Source organism: Patiriisocius sp. Uisw_047 (assembly GCF_047730165.1).
Classification (GTDB): Bacteria; Bacteroidota; Bacteroidia; order Flavobacteriales; family Flavobacteriaceae; genus Patiriisocius.
Genome location: NZ_CP159834.1, coordinates 782,591 through 807,535 on the forward strand (window position 1 = coordinate 782,591; position 24,945 = coordinate 807,535).

At 37.7% G+C, this 24,945-nt stretch carries 22 protein-coding genes; 13 read left to right on the forward strand and 9 right to left on the reverse strand.

Annotated elements, in window-relative coordinates; genetic code table 11:
* Positions 1-178 precede the first annotated feature (178 nt).
* The 8 genes from ABXT71_RS03500 to ABXT71_RS03535 all read right to left on the reverse strand — a co-directional run bounded on the left by ABXT71_RS03500 (position 179) and on the right by ABXT71_RS03535 (position 10,680).
* Positions 179-961: an enoyl-CoA hydratase/isomerase family protein gene (locus tag ABXT71_RS03500; RefSeq protein ID WP_415372465.1), complete on the reverse strand. Its 783-nt coding sequence runs from the start codon at positions 959-961 to the stop codon at positions 179-181.
* A gap of 42 nt (positions 962-1,003) precedes the next feature.
* On the reverse strand, positions 1,004-2,464 hold the full coding sequence (locus tag ABXT71_RS03505; protein WP_415372466.1) for a sensor histidine kinase: 1,461 nt from the start codon (positions 2,462-2,464) through the stop codon (positions 1,004-1,006).
* Positions 2,465-2,580: 116 nt separating this feature from the next.
* Positions 2,581-3,114: a CopD family protein gene (locus ABXT71_RS03510; RefSeq protein ID WP_415372467.1), complete on the reverse strand. Its 534-nt coding sequence runs from the start codon at positions 3,112-3,114 to the stop codon at positions 2,581-2,583.
* Between the two features lie 99 nt (positions 3,115-3,213).
* On the reverse strand, positions 3,214-6,351 hold the full coding sequence (locus ABXT71_RS03515; protein ID WP_415372468.1) for a VPS10 domain-containing protein: 3,138 nt from the start codon (positions 6,349-6,351) through the stop codon (positions 3,214-3,216).
* 88 nt (positions 6,352-6,439) lie between these two features.
* Complete coding sequence (locus tag ABXT71_RS03520; RefSeq protein WP_415372469.1) at positions 6,440-7,123, reverse strand: T9SS type A sorting domain-containing protein; 684 nt, start codon at positions 7,121-7,123, stop codon at positions 6,440-6,442.
* A gap of 38 nt (positions 7,124-7,161) precedes the next feature.
* A complete protein-coding gene (locus tag ABXT71_RS03525) occupies positions 7,162-8,538 on the reverse strand; it encodes an MATE family efflux transporter (RefSeq protein WP_415372470.1) in 1,377 nt (458 codons plus the stop codon).
* Positions 8,539-8,548: 10 nt separating this feature from the next.
* Entirely contained in the window at positions 8,549-9,589 is a 1,041-nt protein-coding gene (gene hemH, locus ABXT71_RS03530; RefSeq protein ID WP_415372471.1) for a ferrochelatase, read from the reverse strand.
* Positions 9,590-9,771: 182 nt separating this feature from the next.
* The gene (locus ABXT71_RS03535; protein ID WP_415372472.1) at positions 9,772-10,680 is read right to left on the reverse strand and encodes an AraC family transcriptional regulator; all 909 of its coding nucleotides are present in this window, start codon (positions 10,678-10,680) and stop codon (positions 9,772-9,774) included.
* A gap of 241 nt (positions 10,681-10,921) precedes the next feature.
* On the opposite strand from ABXT71_RS03535, the gene hemA reads away from it, so the two are divergent.
* The 11 genes from hemA to ABXT71_RS03590 all read left to right on the forward strand — a co-directional run bounded on the left by hemA (position 10,922) and on the right by ABXT71_RS03590 (position 21,016).
* Entirely contained in the window at positions 10,922-12,181 is a 1,260-nt protein-coding gene (hemA, locus tag ABXT71_RS03540) for a glutamyl-tRNA reductase (protein ID WP_415373057.1), read from the forward strand.
* The gene (hemC, locus tag ABXT71_RS03545; RefSeq protein WP_415373058.1) at positions 12,174-13,088 is read left to right on the forward strand and encodes a hydroxymethylbilane synthase; all 915 of its coding nucleotides are present in this window, start codon (positions 12,174-12,176) and stop codon (positions 13,086-13,088) included. The genes hemA and hemC overlap by 8 nt, the downstream gene beginning before the upstream one ends.
* Before the next feature lie 18 nt (positions 13,089-13,106).
* Positions 13,107-13,814, forward strand: a complete 708-nt coding sequence (locus ABXT71_RS03550) for a uroporphyrinogen-III synthase (protein WP_415372473.1) — start codon at positions 13,107-13,109, stop codon at positions 13,812-13,814.
* Positions 13,815-13,932: 118 nt separating this feature from the next.
* Positions 13,933-14,982, forward strand: a complete 1,050-nt coding sequence (hemE, locus tag ABXT71_RS03555; RefSeq protein WP_415372474.1) for a uroporphyrinogen decarboxylase — start codon at positions 13,933-13,935, stop codon at positions 14,980-14,982.
* 62 nt (positions 14,983-15,044) lie between these two features.
* Positions 15,045-15,467, forward strand: a complete 423-nt coding sequence (locus ABXT71_RS03560; RefSeq protein WP_415372475.1) for a DUF6973 domain-containing protein — start codon at positions 15,045-15,047, stop codon at positions 15,465-15,467.
* A gap of 92 nt (positions 15,468-15,559) precedes the next feature.
* Entirely contained in the window at positions 15,560-16,342 is a 783-nt protein-coding gene (locus tag ABXT71_RS03565; RefSeq protein WP_415372476.1) for an EI24 domain-containing protein, read from the forward strand.
* A complete protein-coding gene (locus tag ABXT71_RS03570; protein WP_415372477.1) occupies positions 16,335-16,859 on the forward strand; it encodes a GNAT family N-acetyltransferase in 525 nt (174 codons plus the stop codon). Before ABXT71_RS03565 ends, ABXT71_RS03570 begins: the two co-directional genes overlap by 8 nt.
* The gene (hemF, locus tag ABXT71_RS03575) at positions 16,856-17,758 is read left to right on the forward strand and encodes an oxygen-dependent coproporphyrinogen oxidase (protein WP_415372478.1); all 903 of its coding nucleotides are present in this window, start codon (positions 16,856-16,858) and stop codon (positions 17,756-17,758) included. Before ABXT71_RS03570 ends, hemF begins: the two co-directional genes overlap by 4 nt.
* 95 nt (positions 17,759-17,853) lie before the next feature.
* Positions 17,854-18,843, forward strand: a complete 990-nt coding sequence (gene hemB / locus ABXT71_RS03580; RefSeq protein WP_415372479.1) for a porphobilinogen synthase — start codon at positions 17,854-17,856, stop codon at positions 18,841-18,843.
* Between the two features lie 305 nt (positions 18,844-19,148).
* Positions 19,149-19,661, forward strand: a complete 513-nt coding sequence (locus ABXT71_RS03585) for a DinB family protein (protein WP_415372480.1) — start codon at positions 19,149-19,151, stop codon at positions 19,659-19,661.
* A 272-nt stretch (positions 19,662-19,933) separates the two neighbouring features.
* Positions 19,934-21,016 carry a CNNM domain-containing protein gene (locus ABXT71_RS03590; protein ID WP_415372481.1) on the forward strand — a complete coding sequence of 361 codons (1,083 nt, stop codon included), beginning with the start codon at positions 19,934-19,936 and terminating at the stop codon, positions 21,014-21,016.
* Between the two features lie 19 nt (positions 21,017-21,035).
* On the opposite strand, the gene ABXT71_RS03595 is transcribed toward ABXT71_RS03590, so the two are convergent.
* On the reverse strand, positions 21,036-23,258 hold the full coding sequence (locus ABXT71_RS03595) for a response regulator (protein WP_415372482.1): 2,223 nt from the start codon (positions 23,256-23,258) through the stop codon (positions 21,036-21,038).
* 435 nt (positions 23,259-23,693) lie between these two features.
* On the opposite strand from ABXT71_RS03595, the gene ABXT71_RS03600 reads away from it, so the two are divergent.
* Positions 23,694-23,837 carry a methylated-DNA--[protein]-cysteine S-methyltransferase gene (locus tag ABXT71_RS03600; protein ID WP_415372483.1) on the forward strand — a complete coding sequence of 48 codons (144 nt, stop codon included), beginning with the start codon at positions 23,694-23,696 and terminating at the stop codon, positions 23,835-23,837.
* A gap of 43 nt (positions 23,838-23,880) precedes the next feature.
* Positions 23,881-24,594 carry a 3'-5' exonuclease gene (locus ABXT71_RS03605; protein WP_415372484.1) on the forward strand — a complete coding sequence of 238 codons (714 nt, stop codon included), beginning with the start codon at positions 23,881-23,883 and terminating at the stop codon, positions 24,592-24,594.
* Positions 24,595-24,945: the final 351 nt, after the last annotated feature.

Sequence of the window (24,945 nt, forward strand, 5' to 3'; positions counted from 1 at the left end):
CTCTTTTTGAATGGCATCCTTTCTCAGCCTGAACAAAGGGACATCACTGTCCTTATCACGTAAGGTCTTCTTGTATTCAAAATCACCTTCCGTATCTTTAGTTATTACATACAAATTAGAACGTTTTGCTTTTGTGTATTTAAATTATAATCTCTCTGCTCTAAAATAGTAAATTATATTATCTCCCAGGAAAAACAGCCTTCCTTTTATTTAAAAATGCTTGCGTTCCTTCCTTAAAGTCTTCAGTTCCAAAACATTTTCCAAACTCAACAATCTCCATCTCATAGCCGTTCTTGCCATCTTGATATCCTGCGTTGATTGCAGTTATTGCTGCACTAATTGCCACAGGAGAATTGCGCATTATTTTGCTCGCAATTTTTTCTACAAAGGGTATCAGCTCTTCAAGAGTTGTCACATGATTTACTAAACCGTACAAAAGTGCCTTGCTCGCGTCTATCATTCCAGCAGTCATTATAAGCTCCATAGCGCGTCCTTTCCCTACTAATTGTGGCAAACGTTGTGTCCCTCCATATCCTGGTATTACCCCTAAAGATACTTCTGGCAATCCCATTTTTGCATTGTTACTGGCTACTCTAAAGTGCGCCGCCATTGCAAGTTCTAGTCCACCTCCAAGGGCAAAACCGTTCACTGCAGCAATAACAGGAGTTCCTAGATTTGCAATAAAGTCAAACAATAGTTCTTGTCCTTCTGCTGCAAGATCTCCACCTTCGGCTTGGCTAAAATCTGCAAATTCACTTATGTCAGCTCCTGCTACAAAAGCTTTTTCTCCACTACCAGTGATGATAATTACCTTGGTGTTATGATCCTCATTTGCCGCTTCAAATGCATCATGCAACTCATTAATAGTGGCACTATTTAAGGCATTTAATTTTGAAGGCCTATTGATAGTGATGGTTGTAATTTCATCCTTAAAATCTGAAAGTATATTTGTGTAATCCATATAATTATTGGTTTTTAAAAGCGTATAAAAATAAACATTTGACTATAGTTGGCGCGGTATTCTTACCGTAAAAGTAGTTGCCATTCCTGGCTGAGATGTGGAGCTGATGGTTCCTTTATAATTTTCTACAATGGTCTTAACCATTGCTAATCCTAGCCCCATTCCGCTGTTCTTAGTAGTAAATTTTGGTTCAAAAATTTTGTCTGCGTTTTCCGGTTCGATCCCAATCCCGTTATCAGAAACAGTAATGACAACTTCTGTATCTAATTCTGAAATATTCACATCAATCCTAGGTTCCTCAGGTTCAATTTGATTGATGGCTTGTGTACTATTTTTTACCAAATTTGTGATCACTCGTATCAATTGTGTTCGATCAAATTTTGCGATAATCTCCTCCTCACTACTGGTAAAATAAATGTAGGGTTCATTAAAAATATCAAGTGCCAATTTGGTGATTTTCACTACGTTTAACGTCTCATCTTTTTGAGCTGGCATCTGTGCATAGTTTGAGAATGCCGAAGCAATAGAGCTCATCGTGTCTATTTGCTGAATCAAAGTATTACTATATTCATTGATCTTTTCATCTATGTCAGGATCCGCAGCATTAAACCTACGCTGAAAACTCTGTACCGTTAATCGCATAGGCGTTAAAGGGTTTTTAATCTCGTGTGCAACTTGCTTTGCCATTTCTCGCCAAGCGGCTTCACGTTCGTTTGCAGCCAGTGTCGCTGCACTTGCTTCTAGCTCATCAATCATACCATTATACGCATTGACAAGATTGCCTATTTCCTCAGTGGTGTTGGTCACATTAATACGCTTGTTGCGCTTATCAAGACGTGTGTCTATGATTTTCTGACTAATTGTATTCAGTGATTTGGTAATATATTTTGACAAGAAATAAGCAAGTGCAATCGCAATCCCGAGCATAAATAAATATGCGATTGCAAGCCTTGTTAAATTCTCTCGCAATTCTTTTTTAATAAATCCATCGTCCTCAATATAGGGTAGATTTAAGATGGCTAGTGGCTTAAATGAAGCATCTGTAATATAGCTGTAGCTCGATTGGTACTGGATGCCTGCTTCTTCAAATTCCTCAACAAAAACCTTGTCGCTAGACATGTTTAACACATTCATTATATGAGCAGGTAAGCAGGTTTTTGTTGTGTCGCGCACGAAAGACGCTTTAGAAGATTTTAGCAAAGAACCCTCCAGATCGTAGAAGTATAACTCAAGATTATGAATTCGTTTTAACTTGTAAATTTCATCCTTAAAAATCAAGGGAACATACTCCGTCTCTACCGGAAACGTAGTCTCATCAAGCACATCAGCTATGTGCTTTGTAATGTTTTCCTGCTTACGTTCTAGACGGTCTCGGTGATAATCTGCTGCTTCTTCTCGGTATTGATATACCGTTACTGCCGCAATTAATATAGAGGCAATAATCACCAATGCCAGCATAGACAGAAAGATGCGATTACGTAATGATTGTGTGTAGAATTTCAAATGTTCCTAGTTTTCTGCTGAGATATTAAATAAATAAAGATAGCAATAATTAAACCAAAAAGGAATATGGCTTGTGGGCCGCTTGCCTTAAAAAAAATGGACACGCTAGTAGGTTTTTATTTTTTCCTAATTCGTTTATACAACTTAACACCCAGCATTAAAATCACAGAAAACAACACAATCCCTACCGTCCCGTAAATCCAATTAAATGCATTTTTCAGAATCACTAAAAACACAACCGAAAATAAAATAAGCGTCGCACCTTCATTAAATACTCTCATCCAGTTGGAGGAGTGCTTGTAGGTGTTATTATAATGAGCTTTAAAAATAAAGTGACATTTAATATGGTATATAATAAGCGCAACAACAAAGCCTAACTTCACCTGCATCCAAGCATCAGTGATCCAGAAAGGGCGTAGGGCTAATAACCAAATCGCAAACCCAACAGCCAAAATCATCGACGGCCAAGTGATAATATACCAAAGTCGCTTCGTCATTATTTTATACTGTTCGCTCAAGATTTCTCGCGCCGGGCTCTCTTTAGACTGTGCCTCTATTTGATATACAAACAGGCGCACTATATAGAACAGGCCAGCAAACCAAGTAATGACAAAAATTAAATGTAACGATTTTAAGTAGTTGTATTCCATGTGTGTTTCCCCGAAAATGTGAGTCTTTTTAATTTAAAACAAAGATAAATAAAAAGAGAACCTCAAAGGTCCTTAAGACCTTTGAGGTTTGGTCCCAATTTAATCCTCTTCAATAAATAAATAGTTTAATTGTTTATTATTAAAAGCCGTATTAAACATTTTAATTTCTTCAGAAACGAGCTGGTCAAATTTCAGTAGCTCCTCATTAATTTGGCTGGTCAACTCATTTTTCACTGCAAGATCTTGAGTCGTTGGTGGGAAATCGTCCATACTCACTAAGCTATTCAAGTGTGCTAGTTTATTGGTCAATCTTATAGGAAAATTTAAGGGGTCTTGTCCGCTCTTATTTTGAGTTTGATACAAGGCCTTTTCAATATCTGAAAATTGTTCGCTCAAAGTATCTGCTTTCTCCACCAAGTCTTTTACAGCATCATTGTCCTTGTACTGAGATTTAAATGCCTTTAGCTGATCATTAATATTTCTTATTTTCTTGATAGATTTATGCGCCTTATCAACGGTCTCATTTACGTCTGTTACAAAATCAAATTGCTTTTGCATTCCGGCCGTATCTGTCTCTGCATTTTTATCTGCGACTATCTTGAAGGTCTGCGTTTGTGTAGGTTGATCCTCTATTTCGAGCACCACTTTATATGAGCCAGGCACCGCTTGTGGCGCACTAGTACTTGCCCACCATAAGACCATTCCTTTTAATCGTTCTGCGTCTTTACCACGCATATTCCAAGTGTGATAATTAGCTCCTTCTTTTACTTCAAGTTTGTCTATATTATTTTCTTTATCCGCCTTGGTGCTAAATTTCTTAATCGTGTCATTCTGCATATTTAAATAACTTAAAGACACTTTTTTATCTGTGGACTTGTCCGTTGTTTCTGAAATGTTCTTCAAATTAAAATACGTCATCACACCACTTGGATGATTTGTACCCTCTGCAAGGGAGCCGCTTCGTGAGCCTCCACCCATACGGTAGGTGTCTTTGGGCTTGAATAAGAAATCGTTGTTGTTTTTTGCATCAGCCAATTGATGAATCACACTAAGATCGTCTATAATCCAAAGACTTCTGCCCTGCGTTGCAACGATCAAGTTGCCATCTTTCAAGGCTAAATCTGTAATAGGAACAATAGGTAAATTAAGCTGAAATGGTTGCCAGTTAGCTCCGTCATTGAAAGAAATATAGAGTCCTGTTTCTGTTCCTGCATAGAGTAATCCTTTTTGTGTTGGGTCTTCTCTAACCACCCTTGTAAAATGCTCCTTTGCTATTCCGTTTGTTATTTTTTTCCACGATTTTCCATAATCCACGGTCTTATATAAGTAAGGTGCAAAATCTCCAGTTTTATATTTTGTTCCCGCTACATAACACGTTCCAGCATCATATCTAGATGGCTCCACACTATTAATCATCATCCATTCTGGCATTCCCTTTGGCGTTACATTCTGCCAATCTTTCCCTCCGTTTTGCGATACATTTATCAAGCCGTCATCACTTCCTGTCCATAACAAACCTTCTTTAACTGGGCTTTCTGCTGCGGCAAAAATGGTACAGTAATATTCTACTGAGGTATTATCTTGTGTGATGGGCCCTCCAGAAGATTTCTGTTTTTCAGCCACATCTCTAGTTAAGTCTGGGCTCAACAACTCCCAGCTTTCTCCTTCGTTTGTGGTAGCGTGTAAATGATTTGAAGCCGTGTATAATTTCTTAGGGTTATGCGGTGAAAAGAAAATAGGGAAGTTCCATTGAAATCTATATTTCATGTCTTCTACACCATGTCCCATTGGGTTGTCTGGCCAAACACTAATGCTCCGTACCGTGTTTTTCTCGTGATTGTAACGTGTTAAGAATCCATCATAACTTCCGCCATACACGATATCATTATTTAATGGGTCTACCGCAATGTGAGCGCTTTCTCCTCCGGCAGTGCTTTCCCAATTGTCTTCCCCTATGCTTCTACCTTCGGTGCGATGCGGGATTCTAATCGTTGAGTTATCTTGCTGTGCAGCATAAATACGATATGGGAAGGCATTGTCTGTGGTCACTCTGTAAAACTGTGAGGTGGGTTGGTTATAATAAGTACTCCACGTCTCGCCTCCGTCATAACTTATCTGTGCGCCACCATCGTCTCCTATAATCATTCTGTTAGGATCTTCTGGAGCTATCCATAAATCATGATGATCCCCGTGCGGTGCATTATATGTTTCGTATGTTTTACCACCATCTGTGCTTTTATGATAGCGCACATTTAAGACATACATCACATCTTCATCTTTAGTGTCTGCATAAATACGTGTGTAATACCAGGCACGCTGACGTAGTTTGCGTTCGTCGTTTATTTTACTCCACGTCTCGCCTCCGTCATCACTCCTATACACACCGCCTTTATCTTTGTTCTCTACAATAGCCCAAACACGATCACTATTTGCTGGCGATACTGTCACGCCAATAATCCCTAGCGTGCCTTCTGCAAAACCTTTGTTTGTAGAAATTTCTTTCCAAGTTTCGCCACTGTCTGTACTTTTCCAAAGCGCAGATCCATCACCTCCACTACTTAAGCTATAAGGAGTTCTTCTCACATTCCAAGTGGATGCGTAGAGTATTCTTGGATTATTAGGATCCATAATTAAATCTACAGCTCCTGCATTTTCATTTACAAATAATGTTTTGCGCCAAGATGTTCCACCGTCTGTACTTTTAAAAACGCCGCGTTCTTGTGTGGGTTTATAAATATTCCCCATCACTCCGGCAAATACTGTATTAAAATCTGTAGGATGTACCACAATTCTAGGTACGTGACGACTCTCTTTTAATCCCGCTTGCGTCCATGTTTTTCCTGCGTTTTCAGATTTCCAGATACCATATCCTGATGACACATTACCACGTACTGTCTTTTCTCCACCACCCACATAAATAACATTGGGATCACTCTTAGCCACTTCGATGGCTCCAATGGAACCTCCAAAAAACCCATCAGATATATTTTCCCAACTTCTGCCACCATTTTTGGTTTCCCAGATTCCACCTCCGGTAGATCCAAAATAGTAGAGATTCGGCTTCCCTGGAACCCCTGTTACAGCTGCGCTTCGGCCGCCTCTAAAAGGACCAATAAGCCTGTATTCTAATGCGTCATATAACGACTCGTCATATTGCTGCGCCTGTAAAGGTTGATTAAAATTTCCAATGAAAAAGAAGGCACAAAGAAGTGCTAAAAAAGAGCGGGTTGATTTCATGAGTTAAATATTTTCTGAAATCTAAAGATAATTAAAACCTTAGGATTCTGCTACGTCCTGTTTTTCTGCTTTATAAAATATAGGAGTATTAATCTTTGATAAATTTTAAAATGTTACTACCTGCTTCAGAAACAACTTTTATAAAATAGACGCCGCTAGTTAATGAAGTTAAGGCAATGTCTTGCCCATTAAAAGTTGTCGTTTTTACAACAGTCTTCCCTATTACATCTAAGATAGAATAAGATTCAATCACTTGGCTTTTATCTTCAATTTTTAGAATGTTTGTTGTGGGATTTGGGTAGATAATAATTGAATTAAGTAATTGTTCTTCTATAGATAATAATTGGTTCGCAAAGTCATTCCCAAAACCTGGAGCGCCCTCAAATGAGAAAAAATCATTGTCTCCAGAATTATAAACCTGCATCCACAGATCGTATTCTTCTTCAAGCTCCCAAAATGATTCATAAACATCTCCATTAGAGCAACCAGAGGTGTCAATTATGTGATCTACTGGTCTTATATAATTGTATTCTGAATCCTCCGTATAGATAAAAATTCCAGTCCTAGTGGCACAGTTATCTGTAGCTATAAATGATAGGTCTGGGTTGATAATTATTTGTCTGGATGTAGAGGGTGTAAAATGAGAAGATGGCCCAAGATCCGAGTGTTGAGCTACTAAATACCACGTTTGATATAGAATTGGATCAGGGTCTTGAGAAAATCCTTGAAACGAAATAGTTAATAAAGTGACTAATAGAACAGTGTTTTTCAAAATCGTTCAATTTTAGATTACTAACGATAGTTAAAAACTTAGGGTTCTACTAAATCTTTCTTCACAGCCCGCCTTAAAAAATAGCCCGTTACAGCTGTGGAAAGCACATCTGCAATAGGGAAGGAAATCCAGACACCAAACACGCCGTAATAGTGTGGCAAAATTAAAATCAAGGGAATTAAAAAGAAACCCTGTTTTGTCAAATTGAGTAATAATGCTGGAATCACACGACCAATGGCCTGAAAATAAGAACCCCCAATTAATTGAATTACAATCACTGGTGTCGCGGCAAAAACCCACCGTAAAGCGTTTGGAGTCCTTTTGAGAAGTTCTGCATTTTCTGCTATAGTTCCTAAATCTTGTCCACTTTTATTACTAATAAAAATTCCCACAAAAGGTTCTGCAAAAATCATTATCAAAATGAAAATACCCAAAGCTAATATCCCCGAATATATCACAGAAGTGTTAATAGCCTCGCGAACTCGTTGAAATTTTCCTGCTCCAAAATTATAACCTGCAATAGGCATAAATCCTTGGTTAACACCAATCACAGGAAACAACGCGAACATTAAGGCCCGGCTGATTATGCCATAACTGGCTACGTCAATAGCGTCGCCATAACTAATCAGTACATTATTTAGTAAAATAGTCAAAATGGCAATAACGCCTTGTCGCGCTAATGTCACTGCACTTAGCCCGCTTATTTCTTTTACTATTTTAGAATCTAAAACAAAACTTCGAAGCTTTAGTCGTAATTCACTTTTAAAAATGAAGAACCAAACAATGAATAAGAAACATACGGTATAACTAATAAATGTAGCCCAAGCAGCTCCTGCCATTCCATAATCAAAAACATTAATAAGCACATAATCCATCCCAATATTCCCAATGGCTGGGAGCATCATGGCATACATGGCAAATTTTGGTTTTCCCTCGGCACGAATCACATTATTCCCCATCATACACATGGCAAGCATCACGATACCATACAATACGATGCGATAATAGGTAAGTGCTAAATCTCTGAAGCTGTCATCCGCACCAAAAAAGTTTATAGCATAATCTTGAAAAACAAGTCCAAGAACTGCTAGCAATCCAGACGTCAGAAATGTCAATGTCGTTTGATTTCCGAAGACCTTTAAAGCCTTCTCATCATCCCCTTTCCCAAGAGCACGTGACAAGACAGAGCTTCCACCAATACCAACGGCAAGACCAATCGCAGCGATAAAAAATGTGACGGGCAATACCACCGTGATAGCAGAAATGGCTAGTGGACCAATCCATCTTCCTACAAAGATGGTATCTACAATGATGTTTAGTGACATCACTAGAATCCCGATAGATGCTGGGACTGCTTGCTTTATGAGTAAGCTGCTTATCGAGGCTGTGCCTAATGAGTCTGAGTTTTTTTTCAAGAACCTTTTATTATGCGATCGCAGTTTCGACATCTACCATGCGCCATTCTTCTACGATATTTGCGAGCACTTGTGCAAAATCATCTCGGTCATTTAGGCAAGGTATTACCGAAAATTCTTCTCCACCTACTTCGTGAAAAATCTCTTCTCCTTCCATCGCAATTTCTTCCAAAGTTTCTAAACAATCGCTTACAAATGCAGGAGTAACAACGACCATTTTCTTAACACCCGCTTTTCCCATTCTTTCAATGGTCCTGTCGGTATAGGGCTGCAACCATGGGTCAAAACCTAATCGTGATTGAAACGTAGTAGAATAAGTTCCATTTTTCAATCCTAGAAATTTAGCCACATTTACAGTAACCATTTCGCATTGATGACGGTAACAAAACTCGTGTTGCTCGCTGCCTTTTTTAAAGCAACATTTTCCATCCATTTTACAATTTCCGTTGGTTACATCACTTTTCCTGATATGTCGTTCTGGAATACCGTGATAACTAAAAAGTAAATGTTCGTACTCTAGCTCCTTTAATTTTTCTCCTATACTTTCTGAAAGTACTTTTATATAATCTTGTCTTTTGCCAAAAGAGGCCGTTCGTGTAATTTTTAATGTTGGAAAATATTCCGTCACAAGTTCATCTATTCTCACATCGATGGTCTCTGTAGTGGCCATTGCAAATTGCGGGTACAAGGGTATCGTTTTAATTTCAGTACACCCTTGGTCCACTAATGCTTGTAATCCTTTTTTTAAGGTCATTGCTCCATAACGCATTGCCAAGCCTACAGGAATATTGAGTTTAGACTGCACCTTTTTCTGTAATCGTTCTGAAAGCACAATCAATGGAGAACCTTCATCCCACCAGATTTTAGCATATGCGGCGGCGGCTTTTTTCGGTCTTGTGTTTAAAACAATACCGCGCACTAATAATATGCGCGCCCATCGTGGTACATCTATTACTCGTGGATCCATCAAGAATTCATCGAGGTATTTTTTTACATCTTTCGGTTTTGTACTATCGGGTGAACCAAGATTTACTAGAAGAACTCCTTTCATAAAATAAATAGTATAGTCTGAACCTGATAAAGGGCATTTGTCCTTAACACCAGCTCAGTGTGACTTTAATATTGACAAAAATAATGCTTATTGGTTTGTTTAAGAAGAAGATGCAATAGATTAACAAAATGTTACAATAAGCATTGTTTCTAGCCTACCAAGTTTGAATACAAAAAGGGTTGTTAGGAGCTCAACCCCATAACAAATTTCTTAGGCGTCGTCCCAAATTTCTTTTTAAAAGCTGCAATAAAATGACTCGCGGTACTGTACCCCACTTTTAGACCTACTTCATTTACATTATGAGAGCCTGCGGCAAGTAATTGTCTCGCAACTTCCATTTTGTAATCTGATAAAAAAGTAAAGACGGGAGCCCCATAAACTTGTTTAAACCCCTCTTTAAGTTTGTTTATTGGTAGTTGAATTTCGTCACTCAACTCTCTTAATGTAGGCGGTTCTGCCATTCTTGCAATAATAATCTGTTTGGCTTTTTTAATTTTTGCCACGTTCATCTCGTCCACTAAAAATGGACATTGCTCCACATCAACATCTTCTTCACGATTAAAATAAAGGCTCAATAGTTCATAGGCTTTCCCTTTAAAATAAAGTGGTTTTACGGAAGGGTGCAGATTGTAATTCATCAACTGGTTAAGTACAATTGCCATAGAAGGTGAAATTGTTGCATCCTTATAATATTTTCGATCCTTATTTTCGTCGCTTAAAAATGATATGTAATTCGCTTCGGTAGAGAAAAGTGTGTGAAATTTTTTGATAGGCAAGAGAACAGAAATGACCCAAGAATGTGGCGCAACACTCACCTCAATAGGCAAATCCCTTTGTGGATTGTACAACAATAAAGAGCTGTTTTCCTGAATTGGCAATCTATAACTTCCGTTATTAAAACTAAACGAACCACTGCCCTTTACACAAAAATGAAACTGAATATAATTTGAATTTACATCTCGTTTAAATAACTGATTATCAACTGTTTCATTATTAAATTTTAGGATAAAAAAACCTTCTTCAATTGTGGTTTCTCTATAAGTACCTTGAGCGATACTTTCTGAAATAGTATTGGTTTTAGAATTGTTCATTTATTTAGAATTGTTTTAAATAACCTTTGAGCCGAACTACGACAAAGATACGTATTTATTGATTCTCGGGCGTTTTTAAGATAATTATGAGAATTTTCAACGCGTATCGACACTTATGATACCGCTAGCGTTACTTTTTAGTTAATTGTTATTTTAAATTTGTGCTCTTAACTCCGCTCAAGGACTACAATTGGTATCTAAGTGGATTGAAGAACAAAGAAACAACGCTATCGGCACGAATATCAATCATCTGAATCCTATTTCGAAAGAAGCATTCTTCGCTATTGGTCTTAACTATAAAAAGGCTGATGCAGAGATTCGTGGTCATTTTAGTATTTCCGAAGCTGCTCAAAAAGCAATTATTACTTCAGCAAAAGAAGAAGGGATTTCTTCACTCACGCTAATATCTACTTGTAATCGCACTGAAATTTATGGCTTTGCGAGAGAAGCAAATGACTTAATAAAACTACTTTGCGCGCATACTAATGGAACCGTCGAGGAGTTTAACCGCGTTTCTTACGCTCATAAAGGACAACAAGCGGTCGCTCATTTATTCAAGGTAGGAACGGGTCTTGATAGTCAGATTTTAGGAGATTTTGAAATCATTAGCCAACTACGAGCTGGGCTCAGTCGTTCTAAAAAAACAGGCGTTCTCAATGTCTATATGGAGCGACTAGGAAACGCAGTTATCCAGGCCAGCAAACGCATTAAAAATGAAACTGAAATTTCTACGGGAGCGACCTCAGTAAGTTTTGCCGCTGTGCAATATATTATGGCTCGTGTACCTTATGTTTCTGAAAAGAATATTCTGCTTTTCGGGATTGGTAAAATAGGACGTAACACCTGTGAAAATCTTATTAAGCACACAAAAAACGAACATATCACGCTCATTAATCGCACAAAGATTAAGGCTGAAGAAATGGCCGGTAAGTTTAATCTAGTCGTTAAAGAATACTCAAATATCCAGAGCGAAATTGCAGCTAGCGATATACTTATCGTAGCTACAGGCGCTCAGCAACCCACGATTTCCAAAGAGCTTTTATACCTTAAAAAACCATTGTTGATCTTGGATCTATCTATCCCAAAGAATGTTTCAGAATCAGTAAGAGAAAATCCTAATGTAACTCTAATTCACTTAGATGAATTAAGCAAAGTGACGGACGCAACGCTAGAACACCGCCAATCACAAATTCCAATGGCACAAGGGATCATTGAAGAAGTGGTACTAGAGTTTAATACGTGGGCAAAAAACAGAGCTTTTGCTCCAACTATTAAAGCACTAAAATCTAAGCTTAGCGAGATTAAAGCAGGAGAAATAGATAATCAACGTCGGAAAATTTCAGGTTTTAACGAGGATCAAGCAGAGATTATCAGTAATCGTATTATTCAAAAAATTACGACCCACTTTGCCAACCATCTAAAAGGTGCAAATGGTAAAACCGAGCAAAGCATAGAACTAATCAATCAAGTTTTTCAACTTCAAAATGAAAATGATGCCTAAGGTTATTCGCATAGGGACCCGTGATAGCGCACTCGCGTTGTGGCAAGCCAATACCGTTACAAGGCAACTAGAAAGTCTAGGCTACAAAACAGAATTAGTTCCAGTAAAATCTACAGGAGATTTAATCCTAGACAAACCATTGTACGAAATGGGTATCACCGGGATTTTTACAAAAACACTAGATGTTGCCATGCTTAATGGAACGGTAGATATTGCCGTACATAGTATGAAAGATGTACCCACGGCATTACCAAAAGGAATTATCCAAACCGCCGTTTTAGAACGCGCAGCAACAGAAGATATTCTGGTTAAAAAGTGCGAAATAGATTATACAAAACACTTTATAGTCGCAACTGGAAGCTTAAGAAGAAAAGCACAATGGCTCAACCGTTATCCACATCACACCGTGGTTGATCTCCGCGGAAATGTAAATACCCGATTAGAAAAACTTCAAAATAACAACTGGGACGGCGCCATCTTTGCAAAAGCAGGCTTGAAAAGAATCAACGTTCTTCCTGAAAACCATATAGAATTAGACTGGATGCTCCCTGCACCCGCTCAAGGCGCAATGGTTATTGTTTCACTGGAAACAGACAAATACTGTACAGAAGCTGTATCAAAATTAAACCACGAACCTTCTCGAATCTGTACGCAGATAGAACGTGATTTTTTAAGAAAACTGGAAGGTGGATGTACTGCTCCCATTGGAGCATTAGCCCAAATTGTTGGAGAACGTATCGAGTTTAAAGGATGTTTGTTTTCGATTGATGGAACTGAAAAGATAGAAATAGCTAAAACGATTTCTTTAGATAATTACAAGAAAGGTGGTATTGAAGCGGCAGTAGAGTTATTGGCAAATGGTGGAGAAGCTTTGATGATGCGAATTAAGAAAGAGATGAATATATAACCTTGTCAACATTACGAGATGCTTTCTATCCTTTCCACAAAAAAACTAAAACCAAACCAAAGAGATCTTCTCTTAGGGCAAGGTTTTACATTAGTAGATTACAACGCCATCGAGATTGAGTTCATAGATTTTGAAACGCCAGAAAAAATTGATAACGCAATTTTTACAAGTCAAAATGGAGTTAACGCTTTTTTGAAACACTCAAACAAAACTCCTTTTCAGTCGAATAAAAATGAAATTGGTGTTTTCTGCGTGGGCCAAAAGACAAAAGCACTTTTAGAAGAAAATGGGTTAAACGTGAAAGAAACCGCTAATTATGGAGCAGATTTGGCTCAAATAATTACAAAAGACTATAAGAAAGAGTCCTTTCATTTTTTCTGCGCCACCCAACGTAGAGATGAAATACCAAACGCATTAAAAGCTTCAAAAGTGGAGTTTATTGAAGTGTTAACATACAAAACAACCTTGAAACCACGTAAATTCGATCAAGAATGGGATGGAATCTTGTTTTTTAGCCCAAGTGGAGTGGAGAGTTATTTTATTGAAAAAAAGAAGGTGAGGGAAGCGATTCCGCAACAAGTGTTGAGTAACAGTCCGTTGCTGATTTGTATTGGTGAGACGACGGCAGATGCAGCGAGAAAGTATAGTGACCATATTGTTATAGCTAGTACTACTTTAATAGAGAGTGTAATTGCTAAGGCAGTGAATGTTTTAAAAAAAGATTAAATTTCCGAAGGAAAAGAACAAATCCCTTCTCACGCTGCCTCCGACAAACTTTTTTGCTCGAGGAACGCACATGGGCTGGGATATGGGAAATGCCTGAATCGGGGACAATAAATAAATTATGAACAACACTACAAACTTTATTAAAAACGACCTATTCTTAAGAGCATTAAAAGGCGAAACCGTAGACCGTCCACCTGTGTGGATGATGCGTCAAGCGGGTCGATACTTGCCAGAGTTTATGCAAATCAAAGCGAAGTATGACTTCTTTACCCGCTGCCAAACGCCAGAACTTGCGAGCGAAATTACCGTGCAACCTATTCGCAGATACGGGATGGATGCAGCGATTTTATTTTGTGATATTTTAGTAATTCCGCAGGCAATGAACATTCATGTGGAGATGAAACCCAATATTGGCCCTTGGATTCCAGATCCTATTCGTACGCATAAAGATCTAGATCGCGTGATTGTGCCAGACATTCACGACACCTTAGGCTATGTGATGGAAGCGATTAAAATGACAAAGGAAAAGTTGAATGATGATATTCCATTAATCGGCTTTGCTGGAAGTCCCTGGACCTTACTATGTTATTGTGTGCAAGGTCAAGGGAGTAAAAACTTTGACAAAGCAAAAGAGTTCTGTTTTACACAACCCGTTGCAGCGCATGAGTTATTGCAGAAAATTACAGACACCACAATTCTTTATTTAAAAGAAAAAGTTAAAGCTGGTGTGAACGCCTTGCAGGTTTTTGATAGTTGGGGCGGCATGTTATCTCCGGTTGATTATCAAGAGTTTTCTTGGCAATATATGCAGCAGATCATTGACGCATTAAAGGATGATGTCCCTGTGATTGCTTTTGGAAAAGGATGTTGGTTTGCTCTAGATACGATGGCAAAAAGTGGCGCAGCTGCATTAGGTGTGGACTGGACGTGTTCACCTAAAAATGCACGCTATTTGACAGGCGGGAATATTACACTTCAAGGTAATTTTGATCCAACAAGATTGTTTAGCCCTCCCGCAGAAATCAAGAAAATGGTAAAACAAATGATTGATGAGTTCGGAAAAGATAAGTACATTGTAAATCTGGGCCATGGTATTTTACCAAATATTCCCATTGAAAATGCTGGAGCTTTCATTGAAGCTGTTAAGGAATACAAAGCAGACTCGTGAAAATATGGACACGCATACAGCGGCTGAACATTTATCAACTTTGGAAATTTTCAATCTTATTTTTGAAACATCCATTATTGGTTTTCCCAACGTTGAGTGCGACAAAAAGAACCTTTGAGATTTGTAATATACACTTCGGAAATACACATCATCGAAGCAACCCAGCCAATGCTTTTAGACACGCACTCTGGAATGTACTCATTTGCGAAAAATCGCTCAAATGGACGAGAAATAAACAAAAAAGCGTATTCTGGGCACAGAAAGTAGGTGATTTATATGAAAAAGTGACTCAAAACACGCCAATGGAAGAGGAGATGGATTTGCACAATAATGCCGTGGGCAGAATCTATTTTTTAAATCTTTTGGGTAAAAATGAAGCAGAAATCATCCATTATATATCAATAAAAATGAAAAGCGCTCAAAAAGTAAGCAAAATAGAAGAAATGAAATCTTATAGAATTGAAATGGTTTTTATAGAAGGTTAAAATACTAATTGTAACAATGAGCTTGTCGAATTGTTGAATTGTAACTTAGTTGCCCTTCGACAAGTTCAGGATGACAGTGAAAACTAAGAACATTGATAAAAAATATCTACAGAGGAATAAAAGCATACGCAGGAACCCTTAGGTTGATTAGCGAATTAAAACTTTGGAAATATTTTGGGGTTCCCGTACTTATTAGTTTTGTGACGGCGGCGTCCATTGGGTTTTTAGCTTGGGGATTGAGTGATAATATTGGTCGCTTGATTGCAACACTTTGGTTCTGGGAATGGGGCAGTGAGACATTTCTTAAAATTTCAGAAGTAATAGGGGGGATTGCTATTATTGCAGTAGGGCTGATACTCTATAAGCATATTATAATGGCTTTGAGCGCACCGTTTATGAGTCCCGTTTCAGAAAAAATAGAACGCCATTTATTAGGGAATGAACACGTGCATCGTGATACCGGCAATGCGGCCCAATTATGGCGTGGTGTTCGTATAAATGTGCGCAACTTATTATTAGAACTTCTCTTTACTACCCCGTTAATTATACTCAGTTTTATTCCTGTAATAAATATTGTGACTTCGGTTTTAATTTTTTTATTACAGTCCTATTACGCTGGTTTTGGGAATATGGACTACACCTTAGAACGCCATTTTAAATATGACGAGAGTACAAAATTTGTACGTTCACATAGCGGTATTGCGATAGGAAACGGCATTGTTTTTATGGCGATGTTATTTATTCCTATCATAGGGATTATTCTTGTTTTGCCATTATCTGTGACGGCTTCTACCACAGAAACGGTTAGATTAATAAAAGAGAGTGGCCGGTTAAAACTGGCTGGCAAAACTTCAGAAAATATAGAGCATGATTAAGTGTTCTGGTTTTCATATCGCCCCTTTAAAAACTGGAGATGCACTATTGCTATCCCAGTTAATGCAGAATAATAAAGAGCAATTTAGCGACTACTTTCCTGGAACGCTCGCGGAGAATATATCAGAAGAAAAATCTAAGCAGTTCATTGATAATGCCTCTTATAAGATGAAGTCTAAAGAGCAGTTTCTGTATGGACTCTATGTTGAAAACATAGTAATAGGACTTGTTTATATTAAAGAACTCAACTGGTCTATTAAAGAAGGAGAATTTTCCTATTGCATCGATAAAAACCACACAGGTAAAGGATGGATTACAGAAGCCATTAAAGTTTTATCTTCAATAGCTTTCACCTCACTTAATCTCGAAAGGCTAACAATAATCGTTCACAAAACAAATATCCCTAGTGTGCGAGTTGCAGAAAAATGTGATTTCTCCTATGTTAAAATTTTAAAAAATGAGTTTACGCCACCAGGCAAACAATCAATGGATATGGAACTTTATGTACTAAAAAAATGAAAGAACAATTTGTAACTTACATAAAACAACTTCAAAACACCATCACTTCTCGACTCGCGGAAATAGACGGTAAAGCTACGTTTGAAGAAGATATTTGGGAAAGAAAAGAAGGCGGAGGCGGTCGCACTCGCGTTATAGAAAACGGTACTGTATTTGAAAAAGGCGGCGTAAACATTAGTGAGGTGCACGGAAAATTGCCTAAAAGCATGCAGGAATACTTTGGTGTAAAAGACGCAGACTTTTTTGCTTGCGGACTTAGCCTTGTCTTGCATCCCGTGAATCCTATGGCGCCCACCGTGCACGCAAACTGGCGCTACTTTGAAATGTATGATCAAGACGGTGCGATTGTAGATCAATGGTTTGGGGGCGGTCAAGACTTGACGCCTTATTATTTATTTGACGAAGATGCGAAGCACTTTCATCAAACGTGTAAGACTTCTTGCGACAGACACAACCTGTCCTTCTATCCAAAATACAAAGCACGCTGTGACGAATATTTTTTTAACTCGCATCGCGAAGAGGGTCGTGGTATTGGTGGACTCTTTTTTGACTATTGTAAAGTTTCCGAAGAAATGAAAATGCAAGATTGGTTTAACTTTGTGACCGGAGTTGGTAATAGCTTTCTAGACGCATACTGTCCTATTGTTGTAAAAAGAAAAGACCTTCCCTTTACAGAAGCTCAAAAAGACTGGCAAGAAATACGCCGAGGTCGCTATGTAGAATTTAATCTTGTACACGATAAAGGGACGCTTTTTGGACTGCGGACAAACGGTAGAACAGAAAGTATATTGATGAGTTTACCCCCTAAAGTGCAATGGGTTTATAATCATCAGCCGAAGGAAGGTAGTGAGGAAGAACGATTAGTTGAAGTATTGAAAAACCCTGTTGATTGGGTTTGATATTATAGAGCTATAACCTCTCGAGCGCAGTCGAGAGGTTATATATTATTAGAAATCTTAAAAGAGGTCTCGACTGCGCTCGACCGGAGAACGTTATGTATCCACTAAGAAGAAACAGAAGGCTAAGAACCACAGAAGCTATGCGTAGCTTAGTTAGAGAAACCATCATCGCTCCTAAGGACTTTATTGCTCCGCTATTTATTGTAGAAGGTAAAGGAGTAAAAGAAGAAATTGCTTCGATGCCTAACTATTATCGCTTCAGCCTAGATACACTAAAAGCTGAAGTAAAAGAACTTTGGGCAATGGGAATAAAGAGTGTATTGCTTTTTGTAAAAGTGCCAGATCATTTAAAAGACAATGAAGGTAAAGAAGCACTAAATCCAGATGGATTAATGCAACTGGCAATCAAAACAGTCAAAGACACCTGTCCAGAAATAATTGTAATGACAGATGTAGCGCTAGATCCTTATTCAAAATATGGACATGATGGCATTGTTGCACAAGGACAGATTGCAAACGACCCTACAAATGTTTTTTTAGCAAAAATGGGGTTAAGTCACGCTCAGGCAGGAGCAGATATTGTTACTCCTAGTGATATGATGGATGGCCGTATTCTGGCAATGCGCACTTTACTCGAAGAAGAGGGGTTTTATAACACCGGTATTATGAGTTATAGCGCCAAGTATGCATCTGCATTTTATGGACCTTTTAGGGATGCTTTAGATAGTGCTCCCGTTGATTTAAAAAACATACCAAAGGATAAAAAGACCTATCAAATGGATCCTGCAAATAGAAACGAGGCAGTGAAAGAAACCTTGATGGATATCGACGAAGGCGCAGACATCGTGATGGTAAAACCAGGGCTTTGTTATCTAGACATTGTCAGAGATATTCGTGAAGTGGTTGATGTTCCTATCGCAGTATATCAAGTAAGCGGTGAGTATGCGATGCTTAAAGCTGCGGCAGAAAGAGGGTGGCTGGATCACGACGCCGTAATGATGGAACAAGTTTTGAGTATAAAAAGAGCAGGCGCCACCATGATCGCATCCTATTTTGCCAAAGATGTGGTGAAGTTAATTAGCTAAAAATGGAGCCTCGAATCCACTCAGACACCAGTGTCAAAAATTATTAATAATGAAGAACATCACTTAAAATATCCTTTTGAAGGTAAAGTAGGTTCCTTTAGTCAAGTGCTCAAGCGGTAACGAAAGGCGCGTACCCAACTAATGTTATAATAAAACGAGAAGGAACCATTCAAGAATATATTTCTGGCGGGATGGGTGGGATAGGAAAACAGATTTAAGCGGCTATAGAGGCGGGGCTTTATCAACAGACACACCAAGCGCCACATTTTTAGATCAGTAAAAACATATAATTTCACTTCTGAAATATGAAACATTTAATACTACTACTTTTCATTGGCATTTCAGCAACAAGTATGGCGCAACAAACTACGGTAAAAACTGCTTGGCTTGAAAAGTGGGACAACTCAAAAAACTACCTCATCGGTATTGCAGAAGCGATGCCAGAAGAGCATTATAACTTTAAACCTACCGAAAGACAAATGACCTTTAAGGAGCAATTACTGCATATAAAAGGAAATATGGACTGGTTAAGTAATACTTATTTTACCACCATAGCTTTTGACCGTAAAAAAGAAGCGCTGCCTAAAACTAAAGAAGAAACCATTGCAATTATCAAAGCTGGATATGAAAGCGCCTATGCTTTAATTGAAACAACACCTCTTGAGGCGTTTGAAGAAACAGTGGAATTCTTTGCCGGGCCAAAAAGCAAGATTCAAATTTTGAATTTACTACAGGATCACGTTTCGCATCATCGCGGGCAATTGATTGTATACCTTAACTTAAAGGATTTAGAGCCGCCCGCGTTTGTGGGATGGTAAAACTGTATTTTTAGCGTTTTAATACTACGTTCTAACTTTTAAAAAAAGTCTAGTAAAGGACATTTTAATCACGCCCGATGCTTTGCAGCTAGATAAACCTCGAAAGATCTTGTTTGCCATTTATTGTGTATCATGAAATGATCGCAGTGAATGATTCCCAAATTTAATTTGGGAAAAGCTGTGGGTCTAACCATCAATCTGTTCATGAAAATTTTAAACTTTCTTTAATATTGCTTTGATGGGTAAACGATTACCTTGCAAAAAAACTATTCATGGGCCTATTAATATTTTACGCAGTAATCTCTGTATTCTTTTCGTTTTTGTGTTCTATTCTTGAGGCGGCCTTATTAAGTTTCACGCCCACATTCATTAAAATGAAAAAAAATGAAGGGAAAGGATATGCAAAAACGTTATCCGCGCTTAAAAAAGATATTGATCAACCGCTTATTGCTATCCTAACAATTAACACGATTGCACATACGGTGGGCGCTATTTTAGTGGGAAATCAAGCCGGTATTCTTGCCATAGAAGGAGGTTTTGACATTACGTTTCTCGGCTTCAACTTCGTAGCTATAATTTCTGCAATCATGACTATTTTGATTTTGATTATTTCAGAAATTATCCCTAAAACTATAGGAGCTACCTATTGGAAAATCTTGGGTAATTTTACGGCAATGACTTTAAAAATTATCATATTTCCGCTGAAATATACTGGTATCTTATGGTTGTTAAACCTCACGACAAAGCTTATTGGTAAATCTGCACACGTGAGCACGATGAGCCGAGAAGAATTTCTAGCAATCACAGAAGCTGCAGAAATAGAAGGTGTTTTTGAAGAGAATGAAAGTGCTGTTATTAAAAACTTATTACTATTTAAATCTGTATTAGCGAAGAATGTGATGACTCCTTTTCCTGTAGTTGTTACGGCAAATGAAAGCACATCGCTTCAAGAGTTCTACGATGCGAATAAAAGTTTACAGTTCTCTAGAATTCCTGTTTACAATGGCAAATCTCACAACATCACGGGCTTTGTGCTTAAGGATGATATCCTTGCAGAAATTGTAGAAGCACACGGCGACAAAACCTTAGCAGATTTAAAACGTGAGATCTCTGTTGTAAATGCAGAAAAACCTATTCCAGAAATGTTTGACACCTTCATTCAAAAACGGACACACATGTCTCTAGTGGTGGATGAGTTTGGGAATACCATCGGGGTCGTTACAATGGAAGACATAATAGAAACATTGCTCGGCTTAGAGATTATGGATGAAAGTGATGCCATAGAGGATATGCAAATTCAGGCTCGAAAAAACTGGGAACTTCGCGCAAAGCGTATGGGTATTCAAATAGATTAAACTGCAGAATAATTGTCTTTTATGCTAAAGCGGTAGCGCTTAAATGTCTCAAAATTGTGGTTAAAAATTGAGATACATCGTAGGGCTTTAAAATAATGTCATTCATGCCTGAAGCAATTATCCTCGCTCTAGCTTCTTCTATTTCTACTGCTGTCAATGCAATAATGGGAATATTTTTATTATAAATTCTAATTTTTTCTGTAGCCTCAATACCGCCCATTTTAGGCATATGGATATCCATTAAAATTAAATTAAATTTTTTATTTTGCACTTGTTCAATGGCCTGCAAGCCATCGTTTGCTAGGGTTGTTTTAAAGTGTCGCGCTTCTAAAATCCTTTGTGTGACTTTTTGATTTATCTTATTATCATCCACTATTAAAATATGCATATTCTCAGAAACAGACATTACAGGAGTATCTACGGCATTAACCTCTAAAACCTCTTTTGATATACTCGTGTTTTCTTCAAGGTCAATTATAAATGAGAAAATCGCGCCATTCCCTGGCGAGCTTTGTAGATCAATTTCGCTATTATAAAGATTGAGTAGTTTTTTAACAATAGGCAAGCCTAGTCCAGTACCCTGATAGTTATAATTGTTGCTTTCTATTTGCGAGAACTCTTCAAAAATAGATTGTTGTTTTTCTAGCGGAATCCCGATGCCATTATCTTTAATAAAAAATTGTGTTTTATAAAGACCGTCCTTATTTTTACTTAGCGATTTAATGACAATTTCAATGGTTCCGTTTTCATTAAATTTTACCGCATTACCCACCAGATTCATGAGTATTTGAGATAGTTTAACAGAGTCTCCAATTAAATAAATTGGCAAGGCATCATCAATCCTAACCTGTATTTTATTGTTATTCTGCTGTAAGCTAAAAGTAAAAGAATTGGTAATGTTCTTGACAAGTTTGGTCAAAATAAACGGAGCCTTTTCAAGCTTCATGCCATTTGCATCAGCCTTGTTTAATGTAAGTACATCATTGATAAGTGCTAACAAATAATCTGCTGAAAATTTAAGAGATTTTAAATCGTCTTTATGCGAGTTTAGTTTCTCATCTTCTAATAAGATAGAAGACAATCCTATAACTCCATAAAGCGGTGTTCTTAATTCATGACTAACCGTGGAGAAAAACTGTGTTTTTAGTTTAGATAAACGCTCTGCCTCCTCTTTTGCTTTAACGAGTTGCACATTGTTTTTATTCAGTTTTCTAACAATTTTCCTCCTACTCCCATACAAATAAAAGGCTGTAAGAAAGGCAGCAAAAAACACTGCTGCTGCGCTAATAAAGATATTAGAAAGCTGCTTAGATTTTGCCACAATCTCATCTGTTAATATCTGTTCAGTTTTAGCCGCTATTAACGCCACTTCATATTGCTCTAACTTCAACTTCTCATTTGCTTCTTGAAATTGTTGCTCCCTTATAATATTATTGTACTTCTCATCAAGAGCCTTTTCTGCTTTCAAACTTTTTATAGCTGCCCTTAAGTCGCCGCTGTTCTGATAGGCTTGCGATAAAAACCCTTGTGCTTCAACTGCGGGCTGTAAATAATCACCCGCTATCGCTCTCTTCACAGCACCTTCTAGTAGGGATACTGCACGGATATTGTTAGTACGCAGCATATGATATCTCCCTCTCAATACATCTAGATTAATACTATAAAGAGAACTCATATTACTATCTGATTCTATAATCTCACGAGAAGTGTTTAAGTAAGGTAAGGCCTTCAATGGCTCTTTGAGGACAATATAAACCCACGCATTATTCAATAAGGAGGCAATTCTATCTTTATCTGTCTCTCCCCCTCTTTTGCTAATCTCAATAGCTCTCTCAAAGTTTTCGCGTGCTTTTTGAAGATCACTTCCGGTTATCATATAAGCATTGCCTATGTCATTATATACACCACTAATCAAGCTGTCCTTCTTAGATAGAAGCGCATATTCAAGGGCTGTTCTATAGTAAGAAAGGCTATTACTAGCATCTCGCATTGACAAATACACAGATCCTAATCTCAAATTACTCTTTGCAGCAAGAATGTAATTATTCGCTTTTAATGCCTCCTTTTCTATAAAAATACTCGTGGCAATCGCTCCTTTATAATCAAAATCTCGTTGTTGGGTATATGTCTTATTTACAAGTGTGTACAGACTATCTATAGTGATCCTCGTTTCTTGAGCTAGACCTTGTTGAGAAAAACTTAAAAAGCAGAAAATAAAAAGGAATGATAAAGTGTTTTTCATAAAAAATAGTTGGCTTAAACAAACTTACTAAATAAACCTCAGAAGGAAAGTTTTAGCCTGTTTTTTGGGATTTAGTAATGTGCTACGCATGTATACCTTTGGATATGGAGACTTCCATTTTAGAAACAGAAATAGGACATATTGAGATAAAAGGCACGGCAGTGGGTCTCTGCTCAATCTAGTTTCTAGAGACAACTTCGGAAACATTAACATCCAAAATTCCTCCCTATTTAAAAACTATTGTTTCACAATGACAAGAATACTTTGCAGGCACGAGAACCAAATTTGATGTAAAGCTTAGTCCTGATGGAAAGGCATTTCAGTAAAAAGTATGGGAGTAACTGCAGACCATCCCTTTTGGGAAAACAGCATCCTATCAAGAAATGGGAAATGATCTATGAGACCCAAAAGTAATTAGGGCGGTAGCATCTGCAAATGGAAAACCCAATTGCCATTGTAATCCCTTGTCATCGCGTGATTGGAAGTGACAGAAAACTAACTAGTTATGCAGGTGGCTTACATCGTAAAAAATGGTTGGTGGAACATGAGAGTCACGTGACACAGGGAAAATTATTCTAGTTTTCTTTTTTGTACATTTAGCAATAGTCCAATCATCTGCGCTATGCTAAAAAAAATCAACCTAGAACACATCTTATTTCTCGATATTGAGACGGTACCTCAACACGCCAATTACAACGACCTTGATAAAACGACCAAAGCGCTCTGGGAAGGAAAAACTAAATACCAACGCAAAGAAGATTTTACACCCGAAGCGTTCTATGACCGAGCAGGTATCTGGGCAGAATTTGGGACCATTGTTTGTATTTCTGTCGGGTATTTTAAGACGCAGGGAGATCTTCGGAAGTTTAGGGTCACTACTTTTCACGGCGCGGAAGATACGCTCTTAAAAGAGTTTAAAGCCCTATTACAAACACATTTTAATAAAACGCAACACGTGTTATGTGCTCATAATGGTAAAGAATTTGATTTTCCTTATATCGCACGACGTATGATTATTCACGGCATAGATTTACCTTTTAAACTTAATCTCTTCGGAAAAAAACCTTGGGAAGTCCCTCATCTAGATACGCTAGAGTTGTGGAAATTTGGAGATTATAAAACCTTCACTTCGCTAAAGTTAATGGCGCACGTGTTAGGAATCCCTTCTCCTAAAGATGATATAGATGGTAGTGAAGTTCGCGATGTGTTTTATGAAGAAAATGACATTGGTAGAATCATTATCTATTGTGAAAAAGACACAGTGACAGTCGCACAGATTATTCTTAGGTTACGTAACGAGCCTCTTTTATCTGAAGACGAAATAGTCTCTGTTTAAAATTTCCGAAGAGAAACATGGAATGAACAATATCAAAAGATATCGCTTATTTTTATTATGCCCTTTTAAGTGGGGAGTATACATCTTGTGCATTAAGTTTAATAGTCTTAGCAGGTGCTTTACGCCACTTTGTTCATTAATGACAATTTGCACATTTAGAACTACATATAGCAGCGTAACACCTTCGTTTTATAAAAACAAATAACCCAACGAAATGTTAGATTTTCTCATATTATGCTAAATTAAATTGTATTTTTTTATAATACGATTACGAATTAATGAATAATTTATGGGTGTTAAAATTATAATAAGCAACTACACCAAACTTTAAGAGTCTTGTTTTAATCGTGA